At 71.9% G+C, this 15,366-nt stretch carries 12 protein-coding genes; 4 read left to right on the plus strand and 8 right to left on the minus strand.

All coding sequences use genetic code 11. The features are described 5' to 3' along the window. Positions 1-76 precede the first annotated feature (76 nt). Positions 77-2,602, plus strand: a complete 2,526-nt coding sequence (locus AC07DW_RS24465; protein WP_478859814.1) for an ATP-dependent Clp protease ATP-binding subunit — start codon at positions 77-79, stop codon at positions 2,600-2,602. A gap of 73 nt (positions 2,603-2,675) precedes the next feature. Here AC07DW_RS24465 and AC07DW_RS24470 read toward each other — a convergent pair whose 3' ends face one another. Next, the gene (locus tag AC07DW_RS24470; RefSeq protein WP_478859815.1) at positions 2,676-5,720 is read right to left on the minus strand and encodes an NACHT domain-containing protein; all 3,045 of its coding nucleotides are present in this window, start codon (positions 5,718-5,720) and stop codon (positions 2,676-2,678) included. A 471-nt stretch (positions 5,721-6,191) separates the two neighbouring features. On the opposite strand from AC07DW_RS24470, the gene AC07DW_RS24475 reads away from it, so the two are divergent. After that, a complete protein-coding gene (locus AC07DW_RS24475) occupies positions 6,192-6,902 on the plus strand; it encodes a M23 family metallopeptidase (protein WP_478859816.1) in 711 nt (236 codons plus the stop codon). 3 nt (positions 6,903-6,905) lie between these two features. On the opposite strand, the gene AC07DW_RS24480 is transcribed toward AC07DW_RS24475, so the two are convergent. Then, entirely contained in the window at positions 6,906-7,472 is a 567-nt protein-coding gene (locus AC07DW_RS24480) for a TetR/AcrR family transcriptional regulator (protein ID WP_478859817.1), read from the minus strand. 103 nt (positions 7,473-7,575) lie between these two features. On the opposite strand from AC07DW_RS24480, the gene AC07DW_RS24485 reads away from it, so the two are divergent. Then, the gene (locus AC07DW_RS24485) at positions 7,576-9,156 is read left to right on the plus strand and encodes an MDR family MFS transporter (protein WP_478859818.1); all 1,581 of its coding nucleotides are present in this window, start codon (positions 7,576-7,578) and stop codon (positions 9,154-9,156) included. A 55-nt stretch (positions 9,157-9,211) separates the two neighbouring features. On the opposite strand, the gene cseC is transcribed toward AC07DW_RS24485, so the two are convergent. The 6 genes from cseC to AC07DW_RS24515 all read right to left on the minus strand — a co-directional run bounded on the left by cseC (position 9,212) and on the right by AC07DW_RS24515 (position 14,353). Further along, positions 9,212-10,534: a two-component system sensor histidine kinase CseC gene (cseC, locus tag AC07DW_RS24490; RefSeq protein WP_478859819.1), complete on the minus strand. Its 1,323-nt coding sequence runs from the start codon at positions 10,532-10,534 to the stop codon at positions 9,212-9,214. Continuing rightward, complete coding sequence (gene cseB, locus AC07DW_RS24495) at positions 10,531-11,241, minus strand: two-component system response regulator CseB (RefSeq protein ID WP_478859820.1); 711 nt, start codon at positions 11,239-11,241, stop codon at positions 10,531-10,533. The genes cseC and cseB overlap by 4 nt, the downstream gene beginning before the upstream one ends. Positions 11,242-11,277: 36 nt before the next feature. Continuing rightward, complete coding sequence (locus AC07DW_RS24500) at positions 11,278-11,985, minus strand: hypothetical protein (protein WP_478859821.1); 708 nt, start codon at positions 11,983-11,985, stop codon at positions 11,278-11,280. Continuing rightward, complete coding sequence (locus AC07DW_RS24505; RefSeq protein ID WP_478859822.1) at positions 11,973-12,557, minus strand: SigE family RNA polymerase sigma factor; 585 nt, start codon at positions 12,555-12,557, stop codon at positions 11,973-11,975. The genes AC07DW_RS24500 and AC07DW_RS24505 overlap by 13 nt, the downstream gene beginning before the upstream one ends. Positions 12,558-12,739: 182 nt before the next feature. Then, positions 12,740-13,663, minus strand: a complete 924-nt coding sequence (locus AC07DW_RS24510) for an HhH-GPD family protein (RefSeq protein ID WP_478859823.1) — start codon at positions 13,661-13,663, stop codon at positions 12,740-12,742. A 24-nt stretch (positions 13,664-13,687) separates the two neighbouring features. Further along, positions 13,688-14,353: a phosphatase PAP2 family protein gene (locus AC07DW_RS24515; RefSeq protein WP_478859824.1), complete on the minus strand. Its 666-nt coding sequence runs from the start codon at positions 14,351-14,353 to the stop codon at positions 13,688-13,690. A 134-nt stretch (positions 14,354-14,487) separates the two neighbouring features. On the opposite strand from AC07DW_RS24515, the gene AC07DW_RS24520 reads away from it, so the two are divergent. Further along, positions 14,488-15,354 carry a hypothetical protein gene (locus AC07DW_RS24520; RefSeq protein ID WP_478859825.1) on the plus strand — a complete coding sequence of 289 codons (867 nt, stop codon included), beginning with the start codon at positions 14,488-14,490 and terminating at the stop codon, positions 15,352-15,354. The last annotated feature ends 12 nt before the right edge of the window (positions 15,355-15,366 follow it).

Consider the following 15,366-nt stretch of genomic DNA (forward strand, 5'->3'; position numbering starts at 1 on the left):
TTGCGGGACTAAGCTGCGGAAGGACAGGGAGGGGACCGACCCCTTACTGCCTGACCGCTCTGAGGAGCGATTAACGATGTTCGAGAGGTTCACCGACCGCGCGCGGCGGGTTGTCGTCCTGGCTCAGGAAGAAGCCCGGATGCTCAACCACAACTACATCGGCACCGAGCACATCCTCCTGGGCCTTATCCACGAGGGTGAGGGTGTCGCCGCTAAGGCCCTGGAGAGCCTCGGGATTTCGCTCGAGGCGGTCCGCCAGCAGGTGGAGGAGATCATCGGCCAGGGCCAGCAGGCCCCGTCCGGGCACATCCCCTTCACGCCCCGTGCCAAGAAGGTCCTGGAGCTGTCGCTCCGCGAGGCCCTTCAGCTCGGCCACAACTACATCGGCACCGAGCACATCCTGCTCGGCCTGATCCGCGAGGGCGAGGGCGTCGCCGCCCAGGTCCTCGTGAAGCTGGGCGCCGATCTCAACCGGGTGCGGCAGCAGGTCATCCAGCTGCTCTCCGGCTACCAGGGCAAGGAAGCCGCCACCGCCGGTGGCCCTGCCGAGGGCACCCCCTCCACGTCCCTGGTCCTCGACCAGTTCGGCCGCAACCTCACCCAGGCCGCCCGTGAGTCCAAGCTCGACCCGGTCATCGGGCGCGAGAAGGAGATCGAGCGGGTCATGCAGGTGCTGTCCCGCCGGACCAAGAACAACCCGGTCCTCATCGGCGAGCCCGGCGTCGGCAAGACGGCGGTCGTCGAGGGCCTGGCGCAGGCCATCGTCAAGGGCGAGGTGCCCGAGACCCTCAAGGACAAGCACCTCTACACCCTGGACCTCGGCGCGCTGGTCGCCGGTTCCCGGTACCGCGGTGACTTCGAGGAGCGCCTGAAGAAGGTGCTCAAGGAGATCCGCACCCGCGGCGACATCATCCTGTTCATCGACGAGCTCCACACCCTGGTGGGTGCGGGCGCCGCCGAGGGCGCGATCGACGCGGCCAGCATCCTCAAGCCGATGCTCGCCCGCGGCGAGCTGCAGACCATCGGTGCCACGACGCTGGACGAGTACCGCAAGTACCTGGAGAAGGACGCGGCCCTGGAGCGCCGCTTCCAGCCCATCCAGGTCGCGGAGCCGTCGCTGCCGCACACCATCGAGATCCTCAAGGGCCTGCGCGACCGCTACGAGGCCCACCACCGGGTCTCCATCACGGACGAGGCGCTGGTCCAGGCCGCCACCCTGGCCGACCGGTACATCTCGGACCGCTTCCTGCCGGACAAGGCGATCGACCTGATCGACGAGGCCGGTTCCCGGATGCGCATCCGCCGGATGACCGCGCCGCCGGACCTCCGCGAGTTCGACGAGAAGATCGCGGGCGTCCGCCGGGACAAGGAGTCCGCGATCGACTCCCAGGACTTCGAGAAGGCGGCGTCTCTCCGCGACAAGGAGAAGCAGCTGCTGGCGGCGAAGGCCAAGCGGGAGAAGGAGTGGAAGGCCGGCGACATGGACGTCGTCGCCGAGGTCGACGGCGAGCTGATCGCCGAGGTCCTCGCGACCGCCACCGGCATCCCCGTCTTCAAGCTCACGGAGGAGGAGTCCTCCCGCCTCCTGCGCATGGAGGACGAGCTCCACAAGCGTGTCATCGGGCAGAAGGACGCCATCAAGGCCCTCTCGCAGGCGATCCGCCGTACGCGGGCCGGCCTGAAGGACCCGAAGCGCCCCGGCGGCTCGTTCATCTTCGCCGGCCCGTCCGGTGTCGGTAAGACCGAGCTGTCCAAGACGCTCGCCGAATTCCTCTTCGGCGACGAGGACGCGATGATCTCGCTCGACATGTCGGAGTTCAGCGAGAAGCACACGGTTTCCCGCCTCTTCGGTTCCCCGCCCGGATACGTGGGTTACGAAGAGGGCGGCCAGCTCACCGAGAAGGTCCGCCGGAAGCCGTTCTCCGTCGTCCTCTTCGACGAGGTCGAGAAGGCCCACCCCGATATCTTCAATTCCCTTCTCCAGATCCTGGAGGACGGTCGTCTGACCGACTCCCAGGGCCGGGTCGTGGACTTCAAGAACACGGTCATCATCATGACGACCAACCTCGGGACCCGGGACATCTCGAAGGGCTTCAACCTGGGCTTCGCGGCGCAGGGCGACGTCAAGACCGGCTACGACCGGATGAAGGCGAAGGTCAACGAAGAGCTGAAGCAGCACTTCCGGCCCGAGTTCCTCAACCGCGTCGACGACACGGTCGTCTTCCACCAGCTCAGCCAGGAAGACATCATCCAGATCGTCGACCTGATGATCGCCAAGGTGGACGAGCGCCTCAAGGACCGCGACATGGGCCTCGAGCTCAGCGGTTCCGCCAAGGAGCTCCTCGCCAAGCACGGCTACGACCCGGTGATGGGCGCCCGGCCGCTGCGCCGGACGATCCAGCGCGAGATCGAGGACATCCTGTCGGAGAAGATCCTCTTCGGCGAGCTGCGCCCCGGTCACATCGTGGTCGTGGACACCGAGGGCGAGGGTGAGGCGAAGAAGTTCACCTTCCGCGGCGAGGAGAAGTCCGCCCTGCCGGACGTCCCCCCGATCGAGCAGGCCGCCGGCGGCGCCGGTCCGAACCTGTCGAAGGACGCGTAAGCGGTAACCCCCGCTGAAGGGCTGCCCCGGTCCGTACGGAGACGTACGGACCGGGGCAGCCCTCTTTTCGCGGTCAGCCGACGATGTCGACGCCGGGGAGGCGTTCCGTGCCGGTGAGCTCCACGCCCGCGGTGGCCACCGTCTTCAGCCGGGGCAGCGCGGCCAGCGGGGCCAGGTCGGCGTTCCCGCCGGGGGCGATCAGGAACAGCCGCTCCAGGCCGGGGAAGACGGCGGCCACGCGCTCCAGGGTCATCCCGCCGGCTCGGTGCTCCAGGAAGAGCTGGGTGACCCCCGGCAGCCGCACCGACGCGGGGCAGGACGCCAGCGGGCCGGGCCGGCAGTGCACCACCCGCACCTGCGGCAGCGCGGACAGGACCCGCCAGCCCTCGGCGGGCAGAGCGCCGTCCTCCAGCAGGCCGACCCATTCGAGCGTCGGGTGGCGCAGCAGCTCATCCAGCCCCGTGCCGGGCAGCGGCCGCATCTCGATCCGGCGCAGCGGGGCGTCCCCGGGAACGGCGGAGAGGCTCCAGGACGCTTCTTCCGGGAGGTGGACCGTCAGCCGCCGGAGCCGGCCGAGTGAGCTCAGGGCGCTCAGATCGGGCGCCGGCCCCGAGCGTTCCACGGTCAGTTCGGTCGGGTCGCAGTGCCCGAGCAGCGCGGAGAACGGCCCGTCGGAGACGGTGCCCCGGATGTCCAGCCGTTCCGGACGCATACCGAGCCGGACCAGCTCCTCCACCTGCCGGTCCGTGGTGATCGTGAAGTCCAGGCGTTTCTGGGGCAGCCGGGTGACGATCTCCTCGGCGTAGGCGGCGGGGTCGAACCGGGACCACGCCCAGATGAGCTGGGACCGCACCGGGAGGTGCCGGTGGGTGGCGAACCGGGCCAGGTAGGGCAGCGCCGCGTCCGAGGGGACGTGCGTGGCGGTGATGACCGCCATGCGGGCCTGCTCGTCGTCCAGGCCGTCCGGACCCGGGAGCAGGTCCAGGACCAGGGGGCCGACCGTGGCCAGCTCGCGGGCCTCCTCGGGGGTGCGGGGCGGGATGAACCGGTCCGTGCGGTCGAGCAGGGCGCGCCGGATGTCCGGGTCCAGTTCCGTGGCGTGTTCGAGGGCGGCCGTCGCGACGAAGAGGACGCGCAGCCGGGTGCGCCGGTCCGGGGCGGTGTCGGCGGCGGCCAGCAGTTCGGTGAAGATCTCGGCGCATTCGCGCGGCCGGGAGTGGGCGACGGCCATCCGGATGACGTCCTCCCACTGGTCGTCGCCGGCGTGCTCGGTCAGGACGCCCATGTGCCACTCGTCGACGATGGCCTTGGCCGCCAGGTAGTCCTGGAAGGTGCGGTGGACGAAGTCCACGGTGCCCGGCCCCGGCTCGCGGAGCAGGCCGCTGCGCTGGAGCAGGTGCTGGAAGACCGCCTCCGGGTTCCCGATCGAGGCGGCGTCCGGGACGGCGGGGATCCTGTCGAGCACGATGCTCTCCGCGCGGGCGCGGTCCATCTCCGTGCGGCCGTTGACCGTCAGCCAGTACGCGAGCCGCTGGATCAGCCGGACCTGCGGCGCCCCGCCCAGGTCGACGCCCGTGGGGTCGCCCATGTCGCGCTCGCGGTCGCGGCGGGCGAGCAGCATGTCGAGGGCGGCGTCGTACAGGCTCTTGCGGCCGCGCGGGAGGAAGCCGCGCCGGTCGCGGTGCAGGGCGCAGATCAGACCGCACATCAGGGGGTTGGTGGCGAGGCGGGCGAGGTCGGGCTTGGTGCGGAGGGCGTCGAGGAGCGGCTGCTGGTACGAGGCGGCGTCCGGTCCGGCGGCGGTGTGCCAGCGGCGTACGAACGCGGTCACCTCCGTGCGGCTCATCGGGGAGAGCGTGAGCTCGGTGAAGCCCTCGGGCGCCAGCCAGTCGTCGCGTACCGCGGAGGGGCGGGACGTGACGAGCCAGCGGTTGCCGCTGTCGTAGGCCGTGAGCAGCTCGCGCAGCCAGCGGCGGGTGCGGTCGCGCTCCGGCTCGGGGATCTCGTCGATCCCGTCGATCAGGAGGAGGCCGCGCCCGGAGGCGAGGACGCGGTCGGCCCAGCCGTCCGGCGGGGTGAGCGGGCAGCCGACGGCGGTCAGGAAGCGGTCGGGGGCGGGGAGCCGTTCCCCGTGCCGGGTGAGGGTGCGCAGCGGGAGGACGAACGGGACCCGGTCGCCGAGGTACGCCATCCGGTCGTCGCCGAGGGCGCCGCGGGAGGCGGACAGCGCGAGCCATTGCACCAGGGTGGTCTTGCCCGAGCCGGCGACCCCGCGCAGCAGGACCCGGTCCTGCCGGGCCAGGGCCTGGTCGGCGGGGCGGGGGCCGGTGGGGGCGCGGTGGGCGAGGACGGCGTCGACCGCTTCACGGACGGCGCCGAGCGGCATGTCGCCGGTGAGCTCGGCGGCCTCCGGCGCGCTCGCCTCCAGCGACAGGTAGGCCACGTCCAGCGGCCAGGCGTCAGGGGAGTCGTGCAGGTCGATGCCGTAGATCGTCAGGCTGCCCTGCCTCTTGGTGACGTACGCGTGGTAGCGGCGCTCGAAGGCGGCGTCCGCCGCGAAGGGCCGGGGGGTCCGGGCGATGAGGGCGTCGATCTTCGCGATCAGTTCCGCCTGGGTGCGGCTGTGCTCCACCAGGGTGCGGGCGACGAAGGAGGAGCGCTGGGTGAAGAACTCCAGGACGAGCAGGCAGGCCCACTCGGTGAGGGACTCCAGGAACAGGGACGCGTCGGTGGACAGGCCGTCCGCGGCCGGGGCGGCGCCGCGCAGGCGGCTCGCCAGCTCGCGGTGGCCGAGGCGGACGGCCTGGACGTCGTCCATGTCGAGGTCGCCGAGGGCGAGCAGCGTACGGGCGAGGGTGTGCGTGACGGCTTCGGCCTCGCCGGCCGGGAAGGGCGGCTCGCCGGGGACGGCGAGCGCGTCGGCGACGAGCCGTGCGGCGAGGCTCCGGACGTCCCGCTCGGTCAGCGTCCGCTTCTCGCCGCGGAAGGAGACCAGCCGGGAGAGGCGGACGCGCTGACCGGTCAGGCCGGCCCCGGGACCGTCCTGGACGAAGAGCTTCCTGATCAGCGGCCCGATCGCGGTCGATGCGAGGCGGGTGCCGATGAGTGCTGGATCCACGTGCGTCCCCCCGGAGCCACGGCGTGATCGTCGACGCGTCGAGACTAGCCGGGGATCCCGGGCCGGGGCCCCGGAACGGGGTGCTTCGGGCCAGGGGCCGTGACAAGGCGCACAGGCGTTTTGGGCGGTACTAGGTGGAATAGTGCGCCCTGCCGGGTCCGGGGCGCCTTTTCGCGGCCGAGCGGGAGGCGCCACCGGCCCGGGGCCGGGCGAGGTGGCGGTGAGCGGGGCGTAAAGCGGCAGGTGGTTGGGGGCGCGAGGGGGGCAAACCTTGCTTTCTAAGGACATATCGTACTCAGTGCTGGGGTTTCCGCGACCCGTCAAGTGGCCACGTCACACCCGGGCGCCTACGACCAGATGTCGTAGATGGGTGGTTTGAGGTGGGATGGGTGGGCGGGTTACCAAGGATGAGCACAACCGCCCGGCGCGCTCTTCGCGTCGGGTCCGCTCTTGTCCGGAGGACTTCCCCGTATGTCGAAGCGCGTCAAGCACCCCACCCGTAACGCCGTCGTCGCCCTCGCCGCCGCCGGCATGGGAGCGTCGATGGTGTTCGGAGGCGGAGCCGCCGTCGCCGCCGACAGCAAGACGGTTCCGGCCGCGGGTCCCGCCGCCGCCGTCGCCGCCCAGGCCCACACGCAGGCCGTCCAGGCCAAGGCCGCCCAGGCGCAGGCCGCGAAGAAGGCCGCCGCGAAGAAGGCGGCCGCCGCGGCCAACGCCGCCAAGAAGGCCGCTCTCGCGAAGAAGGCCGCCGCGAAGAAGGCCACGTCCTGGGTCAAGCCGGTCGCCCGGTACACCCTGACCGCCAGCTTCAACCAGGGCGGCGCCATGTGGTCCCACAAGCACTCCGGCCAGGACTTCGCCGTGCCGGTAGGCTCCGTGGTCAAGGCCGCCCACTCCGGTGTCGTCGTGAAGGCCGGCCCCAACGGTGGCGGCGACGGCCCCGCGTACGGCAACGCCATCGTGGTGAAGCACGCCAACGGCCGGTACTCCCAGTACGCGCACCTGTCGAGGATCGACGTGCACATCGGCCAGACGGTGAAGACGGGCCAGAACATCGCCCGGTCCGGCAACACCGGGAACTCCTCCGGCCCGCACCTGCACTTCGAGATCCGTACGACCCCGAACTACGGCTCCGCGCTCAACCCGGCGAAGTTCCTGCGCGCCGAGGGCGTCGTCATCTGACGCTCAGCCCCGCGCCCGGCCCCGGTGGGCCTGGGACACCAGATCGATGGCGACTTCGAGGACGGCCGCGCGCTTCTCCTCGGGGTCGCCGTCGACGTGCTGCATGAAGAACATCCCGGCGTGCATGGTGAACAGCGCGCTGATGCAGCGCACCCGGTCGGTCATGGCGTAGTCCGGCTCCTGGATCAGCTGCGTCAGCGTGATCATGCGGTCCTTGAACGTCTCGCCGATGGCGAGGTCGCGCACGGTCGCCTGGTTCTCCTGCATGAAGCGGAAGAGCGGGGCGGCGCCGATGAGCGCCGCGTGGTAGCGGCGCAGCATCTCCTGCTTGGTCTCCAGGGTGCGCGGCTGCTGCTCGGCCCAGGCGATGAGCTCGTCGATCGGCCGCGTCAGATCGCGGAAGAGGCTGATGACGATGTCTTCCTTGGTCTTGAAGTGGTAGTACAGCGCCGCCTTGGTGACCTCCAGGTGCTCGGCGATCTCACGCAGGGAGGTCTTCTCGTAACCCTGCTGGGCGAAGAGCTCGAGCGCCACGTCCTGGATGCGCTGACGGGTGTTGCCTCTGACCATGGTCGCTCCCGCGAAACTTACTTGACGCCCGGCTAGTGACGGGTCTACCTTCCCCCAGTGTAGTAACTAGCCGGGCGGCAAGTAAGTAACGGGAGTAGGGAACATGTCGGAACCCCTGGAGAAAGCGGCACCGGCGGCGGAGGCCAGACCGCCGCGCAGCGTACGCGTCGTCCTGCTGGCGCTGATGATCGCGATGCTGCTGGCCATGCTGGACAACATGATCATCGGCACCGCGATGCCGACGATCGTCGGGGAGCTGGGCGGCCTCGCCCACCTGTCCTGGGTGGTCACCGCGTACACCCTCGCCACGGCCGCCTCGACGCCCATCTGGGGCAAGCTCGGCGACCTCTACGGGCGCAAGGGCACCTTCCTCACCTCGATCGTGATCTTCCTCATCGGCTCCGCCCTCAGCGGCATGGCCCAGGACATGGGCCAGCTCATCGGCTTCCGCGCCGTGCAGGGCCTGGGCGCCGGCGGCCTGATGGTCGGCGTGATGGCGATCATCGGCGACCTCATACCGCCCCGCGAGCGCGGCAAGTACCAGGGCATGATGGCCGGCGTCATGGCCCTCGCGATGATCGGCGGCCCGCTCGTCGGCGGCACCATCACCGACCACTGGGGCTGGCGCTGGTCCTTCTACATCAACCTGCCCCTCGGTGCGGTCGCCCTCGCCATGGTCACCGCCGTCCTGCACCTGCCGAAGCGGGACCGCGACCACCGGCCCCGCGTCGACTACCTCGGCGCCGCGCTGCTGACCGTCGGGATCACCGCGATCGTCCTGGTCACCACCTGGGGCGGTACGGAGTACGCCTGGGGCTCCTCCGTCATCGTGGGTCTGAGCACCCTCGGGGTCGCCGCGCTCGCCGGCTTCCTCTTCGTCCAGACCCGCGCGCCCGAGCCGATCATGCCGCTGCACATCTTCCGCAGCCGCAACTTCAGCCTCATGTCGCTGATCGGCTTCCTCACCGGCTTCGTGATGTTCGGCGCGACGCTCTTCCTGCCGCTGTACCAGCAGTCCGTGCAGGGCGCCTCCGCCACCAACTCGGGCCTGCTGCTCCTGCCGATGCTGCTGTCGATGATGGTCGTCTCGCTGATCGCCGGACGCGTCACCACCAACACCGGCAAGTACAAGGTCTTCCCCATCGCCGGCGGCGCGCTGATGGTCGCCGGGCTCTTCCTGCTCGCGCAGATGGACACCGGGACGTCCCGGCTCACCTCGGGTCTCTACATGGCGGTCCTCGGCGCCGGCATGGGCTTCCTGATGCAGATCACGATGCTCGTCGCGCAGAACAGCGTCGAGATGAAGGACATGGGCGTCGCCTCGTCCTCCACCACCCTCTTCCGTACGCTCGGTTCGTCCTTCGGCGTCGCCATCATGGGCGCGCTGTTCACCGGCCGGGTGCAGGACGAGATGGCGGCGCGCGGCGGCTCCGCCGTCACCCAGCAGTCCGCCCAGCTGGACGCGGCGAGCCTGGCGAAACTGCCGGAGCAGGTCCGCGAGGCGTACCAGTTCGCCGTGTCGTCCGGCACGCACATCGCCTTCCTGGTGGGCGCGGCGGTCGCCGTCCTCGGCTTCGTCGCCGCCTTCTTCGTCGAGGAGGTCCCCCTCAGGGGCGCGGGCCCGCAGTCCGCCCCCGCGCAGGAGGACACCAAGGAGGGCCGGCTCGCGGACACCGCGGTCTGACCCCCTCGTACGCCGCCGATGGGCCCCACCCGGCACCGGGTGGGGCCCATCGGCGTCAGGGCGTGTCGGGCAGGCGCAGTATCGGGAAGCTGCCCGTCGTCGTCGGGGCGTGCTCCGGCAGCCACAGCACCGCGATCGCACCCCCCGCCCCCGGCGCGGTGCCCGTGGGCGCCGCGTTGCGGAACGTGAGCCGTGCGCCCAGCACCCGCGCCTGCCCCGCCGCGATGGTCAGGCCCAGACCGTGACCGTGACCGGCCCGGTCGCTGGCGCCCGTATGGAACCGGCTCGGCCCCTCGCGCAGCAGCGCCTCCGGGAAGCCCGGCCCGTGGTCGCGGACCCGCACCACCCGGCCCTCGACGGTGACCTCCACCGGCCCCTTGCCGTGCTTGGCGGCGTTGGCCAGCAGGTTCCCCAGGATCCGCTCCAGCCGCCGCGGATCGGTGTTCACCCACGACTCGTGCACCACCCGCACCACCGCGTCCGGGTACAGCGCGACGACCCGGCGTTCGACGAACTCCCCCAGCGCGATCTCCTGGAGCTCGGCCCGCTCGGACGCGCTGTCCAGCCGGGCCACCTCCAGCACGTCCTCGACCAGCGTGCGCATCGCCTGCGCCCGGTCCCGCACCAGCTCCGTCGGCCGGCCCGGCGGCAGCAGCTCGGCGGCGGTCAGCAGCCCGGTCACCGGCGTGCGCAGCTCGTGCGCGATGTCCGCGGTGACCCGCCGCTCCGCCTCGATCCGCTCGTTCAGCGCGTCCGTCAGGGCGTCCACCGCCCGCGCGAGCTCGTCCGTCTCGTCGCGTACGACCCCGCCGATGGCGTCCCGGACCCGTACCTCCGTATTGCCCTGGGCGACCTTCCCGGCCGCGGTGGCCGCCTTGCGCAGCCGGCGCGACAACTGGCCGCCGATCAGCACGCCCAGCGCGCACCCGCCGAAGACCACCGACACCGAACCGACGATCAGCGCCTCGTCCAGATCCTTCATGATCGTCGTGCTGCGGCTGGCGAACTGGCTGTGCAGCGACAGCACGTCGCCGTTGCCCAGCGGCACCGCCGCCCACACGTCCGGCGGACCCTCCGGGTGCTCCTGCACGTACGTCCCGCGACGCCGCTCCGCCATCAGCTCGTCCAGCTGCTCCGGGAGGGCCGGGTCGTTGAGCTTCGCCCCGAACTTGGGGTCCGTCTTCGGCTTGGCCGACTCGTACATCCGCTGTGCGAACAGCAGCCGCTCCAGCTGGACGTCCCGTGCGTTGCCGAGCATCGAGACGCGGGCGGCGTTGTGGACGACCAGGCTGAGCGCCACCGCGACCAGGGCGCCGACGGCGGCGATGGCGATCGAGATCTTCCATCTGACACCGGTGCGCAAGGAGGGCGGCTTCATCCCTTGAGCTTGTAGCCGAAGCCGCGGACCGTCTCGATCCGGTCCTGGCCGATCTTCGCGCGCAGCCGCTGCACATGGACGTCCACCACCCGGGTGTCACCGCCCCAGCCGTAGTCCCAGACCCGCTCCAGCAGCTTGTCGCGCGACAGCACGGTGCCCGGCGCCGACGAGAACTCCAGCAGCAGGCGCATCTCCGTCGGGGTCAGCCCCACCGGCGCGCCGCCCCTGCGGACCTCCATGCCGTCGGTGTCGACCTCCAGGTCGCCGAAGACCAGCACGCCGCCCTGGTCCTGCCCGGCCCGGTCCCCGTCGCCGGCCCCGCCCGCCGCCCCGCCCGCGTGCCCGAAGCGGCGCAGCACGGCACGGATCCGGGCGACCAGCACGGCACCGTCGAACGGCTTGGTGACGTAGTCGTCGGCACCCGCCTCCAGCCCCAGCACCACGTCGATCGAGTCGGCACGGGCCGACAGCATGATCACCGGCACGGTCGACTCGTCCCGGATGCGCCGGCACAGGCTCACACCGTCCATGCCCGGCAGCATCACGTCCAGCAGCGCGATGTCCGGCTGCCGCTGCCGGAAGGACTCCAGACCGGACAGCCCGTCCGGCATCGCCGTCACCGCGAAGCCGTCGCGCTCCAGGGCGAGCTGCGTGGCCTCCCGGATGACGTCGTCGTCCTCCACGAACAGGACATGGGTCTCGGCCATCGACGTCTTCTCTCCGTGCTCTCGGTTCTCGGGCGCTCAGTTCTTGGGGGGCGCGGTCGGGTCGGCGGGGGCGGGGCCGTCGATGCCGCCGTCCCCGACGGTCTTGCTGTACTCGTTGTGCACCCGGTCGTGCTCGGTGAACCTGTTGCCCGTCCACCGGTAGGTGATCACGTCCTCGCCGGACGGGTACGAGACCGGGTCGCCCTCCGCGTACACCTGCTTGGTGACGACCAGATCCCCCCGGTCGATCGTCGAGTACACGGCCGGCTCCTCCAGGGAGAAGACATTCTCGTACGAGGTGCCCTTGGCGTCGTCCTTCGGCGGGCCCGGCCGGTACACGTACGTCCCCACGCCCACCGCGTCACCGCACGTCAGTACGTTCACCACGACGTCGTTGGTGCCGGAGTCCGTCAGCGTTCCGTAGGAGGTGTCCACGGGGTAGGCGTCCGCCACGCACGGCTTGAGGTCGTCCTTGACCTGCTCGCTGACCTTCGGGTCGGTCATGATCAGCCGGACCGGGTCCACCTTCCTCACCGGCGAGGACGCCGACGACGCCGGCGCGGGCGCGCTCGACGGCGTGCCCTGGTCGGCCCGGGCCGCGCCCTCGTCGCGCGTCCCCGTGCCACCGGTCGAGCACCCGGCCGTGAGCATGCCGAGAGCGGCGGCCACCGCCATCGCCGTGGTGCCCGCCGCCCGGATCCCGCCCGTGCCGCTCCCGCTGAATCTGGCGCTCAGGCCGCGCACCGCTCCCGCCCCCGTTCGTGGCCACGTCCCGCCGCGCGCTCCGCACGGCCGTCACGCTCCAGGGCCCGGACACCGGCACCGACGCCTCGGCTCTCCAGCTCCTGGCGGAGACGGGCCAGCGCCCGGTGGAGCGTGGACTTCACCGTACCGGTCGACATGCCGAGCGCGGCGGCCGTCTCCTCGGTGCTCATCTGCTCCCAGTGCCGCAGCACGACCACACTGCGCTGCTTGGGCGCCAGCACCTTCAGGATGTCCATCAGCAGGGCCCGGTCGGCGTGCTGCTCGGTGGCGTCGTCGACGGACGCGTCGGGCAGCTGCTCGGTGGGCACCTCCTCCAGCCTGCGGGCGCGCCACCACTCCGTACGCGTATTGATCATCACGCGGCGCAGGTAGGCGTCGGCGAGACTCTTGTCGGCTATGCCGTCCCAGCGGCCGTACGTCCGGGCCAGCGCCGTCTGCAGGAGGTCCTGCGCGTCGACGGGATCGGGGACCAGACGCCGGGCGCTGCGCAGCAGGGCGTCCTGCCGTGTGCGTACGTACTCCTCGAATTCGAGCACCTCGCCGTGCGACATCCCGAACCGCCTCCGATCCCCGTGAACCCCGTGAACTGCTGACGTCGCACGACGCTACGGAGCGGTTGTCACGGGGTTGTCCGCACAGACCGTCGGCGGACGCACGGCTGGCCATCGGTTGTGTAACAGCGATGGTGTTACGTGGCCGGGGGCGCGGCGCGGGACGACGCCGCCCCCGGCCCTCAGCCGGCCGGAAGCCGGTACAGCCCGCCGTCCAGGGGCTCGACCAGGCCGTCGGCGACCAGACCGTCCAGGGCACGGGCGCGCTGCACCGGCTCGTGCCAGACCGCGTCGAGCGCTGCCTGCTCCACCGGGGTCACCGCCTCGCGCAGGACGGCCAGCAGCCGGCCGCGCACCTGGCGGTCCGTACCCGCGTACGTCTGGCCCCGCCGGGCCGGGCCGTCGTGGGCGGGCTTGCCCGCCAGCCGCCAGGCGCACCGGCCGGCGATCGGGCAGCGGGCGCAGTCCTCGTTGCGGGCCGTGCACACCAGTGCGCCCAGCTCCATGGACGCCGCCGCCCAGCGGGCCGCCGTCGGCTCGTCGTGCGGCAGCAACTCCCGCGCCAGCCGCCGCTCGGCGGCGGTGGTGGCGTTCGGCGGGTACTGCACGCCCGTCACCGCCCGGGCGAACACCCGCCGCACGTTCGTGTCCAGCACCGCGTGACGCCGCCCGTACGCGAACGACGCCACCGCCGCCGCCGTGTACTCCCCGATGCCCGGGAGGGCGAGCAACTGCGCGTGATCACTCGGTACGTCGCCGCCGTGCCGCTCGGTTATCGCCACCGCCGCGCCGTGCAGCCGCAGCGCGCGGCGCGGGTAGCCGAGCCGGCCCCAGGCGCGCACGGCCTCACCGGGCGCTTCGGCGGCCAGGTCAGCGGGGCGCGGCCAGCGGGCCAGCCACTGCTCGTACACCGGGAGCACCCGGCTCACCGGCGTCTGCTGGAGCATGAACTCGCTGACCATCACCCCCCAGGCGCCCGCCTCGGGGCGGCGCCAGGGCAGGTCGCGGGCGTTCTGTTCGAACCAGGCGAGCACGGGCGCGTGCAGGCCGGCGGTGTCGGGCCCGCAGCCGGGCCCGGTCTCGGGGGAGGAGGGGATCGCAGTCATGGCACCCCGATCCTGGCACGTTCCTCAGGAACGGCGGTGCATCGCCTCCCGGCGCCGCCGGTTCGCGGCCCGGCCCGCGCCGGGCGCCGGGACGGCCGGCCCCGGCCCGGCGAGCCACGTGGCGAGGGCGGACCGGCTCATCCGCATGGTGTCGGCCAGTGCCCGCGTCGGACCGGTCAGCAGCTTGACGAACAGGACCGCCATCAGCGCGCCCAGCACCAGCCCGGCCGCCACGTCGTGCGGGTAGTGGACACCGACGAAGACCCGTGAGAACGCCATCAGCAGCGCCATCGGGACGGTGAGCCAGGCGATCCCGCGCCAGGCCAGGGCGAGCGCGGCGGCGGCGGCACCCGCGATGGCCGAGTGGTTGCTGGGGAAGGACCAGTCGCCGTACGCCGGGCACTCCACGATCGACGCGGCGGCCCCCGCCACCGCCCGGCACGGCCGCTCCTCGTCCACCACCGACTTCAGCAGCTCGCTCACCACGTATCCGAACGCGGTGCCCAGCGGCGCCAGCACGGCCAGCGCCAGGCCCCGGGACTCGGCGGGGCGCGCCCGCCACCAGCCGGCGAGGAACAGCACGCCGAACAGCAGCAGGCCGGCCTCCGTCCACAGCTCGGCGACGAGCTGCAACCAGCCCGGGGTGTCGTGGGCGAGGTCGGTGATGTCGCGATAGAGGTCCTGGCTCATGGTTACGGACGGTACCTGGCGTGCCGGAGCCGTCCGACCGGAGCCCGGTCGTTCGAGTGTGATCATCCGCAAAACTTGATGCACAGGCGGCGGGTGGGGCGGGAGTTGGCGTCGATCTCTCGTACAGTTTGGGCGTGGGATCTCTGCGCAATCCGGTCGGGCCGCTTCCCTCCTCCATCTACTGGCGACGGAGGGCAGTCGCGGCGAGCCTGGTCGCGCTGCTCGCGCTGCTGATCGTATGGTTCGTCAGCTCCGGCGACGACGGCGGGAAGAAGGGCCGCGACGGCTCCGACGGCGCCGCTCCCGCCACCTCCATCACACCGGGCCCGTCCCGGCCCGGGGCGGCGATCAGCGAACAGCCGGGCGGGCGCGACGAGTCGGGCACCGGAGACGGCGACGACGGCGGGAAGAACGGTGACACCTCGTCACCCGGCGCCACCGACAGCGGCGGGGGCGACGGGACGGGCGGCACGGGCGGCGGAGCGGACACCGGCACGGGCCCCGGTGCCGCCACCGGCGGCGGCACCGGGGCGGGCGGCACGGCGACGACCGGCACCGGCGGCACGACCACCGGCCAGCAGGTCCCCGCGAACAGCCCCCTCCCCAACTGCGCACCGGGAACCGTGCAGTTGACGCTGCGCAGCCTCAAGGTGAGCTACGCGCCCGACGAGAAGCCCCGCTTCCAGCTGGTCGCCCGCAACACCTCGCCCACCACCTGCAAGACCGACCTCGGGGCGAAGACCGCCGTCCTCACCATCAAGAACGACGAGGCCGACCAGGTCTGGTCCTCCAAGGACTGCCCCCGCGGCTCCGGAACCCTGCTGCTGCGCGTTCCGGCGGGCGGCAGCGTCACGCACACCGTGGAGTGGGACCGCCGCCCGAGCGCGCCGCGCTGCGCGACACCGCCCGCGACAACCGCCGGACCGGGCACCTACCTGGTCGAGGCGGCGGTGCCGGGCGCGAAGGTGATGCCGGCCTCGTTCACCCTCGCCAAGGACTGACGGGCCGGGCCC

This window comes from Streptomyces sp. NPDC045701, from assembly GCF_056432045.1.

Excerpts from the sequence above, each read along its gene's own strand:
- AC07DW_RS24485 (WP_478859818.1), top strand. The coding sequence starts at position 7,576 with ATGTCGGAACCCCTGGAGAAAGCGGCACCGGCGGCGGAGGCCAGACCG.
- cseB (WP_478859820.1), bottom strand. The coding sequence starts at position 11,241 with ATGGCCGAGACCCATGTCCTGTTCGTGGAGGACGACGACGTCATCCGG.
- AC07DW_RS24475 (WP_478859816.1), top strand. The coding sequence starts at position 6,192 with ATGTCGAAGCGCGTCAAGCACCCCACCCGTAACGCCGTCGTCGCCCTC.
- AC07DW_RS24510 (WP_478859823.1), bottom strand. The coding sequence starts at position 13,663 with ATGACTGCGATCCCCTCCTCCCCCGAGACCGGGCCCGGCTGCGGGCCC.
- AC07DW_RS24465 (WP_478859814.1), top strand. The coding sequence starts at position 77 with ATGTTCGAGAGGTTCACCGACCGCGCGCGGCGGGTTGTCGTCCTGGCT.
- AC07DW_RS24480 (WP_478859817.1), bottom strand. The coding sequence starts at position 7,472 with ATGGTCAGAGGCAACACCCGTCAGCGCATCCAGGACGTGGCGCTCGAG.
- AC07DW_RS24515 (WP_478859824.1), bottom strand. The coding sequence starts at position 14,353 with ATGAGCCAGGACCTCTATCGCGACATCACCGACCTCGCCCACGACACC.
- AC07DW_RS24505 (WP_478859822.1), bottom strand. The coding sequence starts at position 12,557 with ATGTCGCACGGCGAGGTGCTCGAATTCGAGGAGTACGTACGCACACGG.
- cseC (WP_478859819.1), bottom strand. The coding sequence starts at position 10,534 with ATGAAGCCGCCCTCCTTGCGCACCGGTGTCAGATGGAAGATCTCGATC.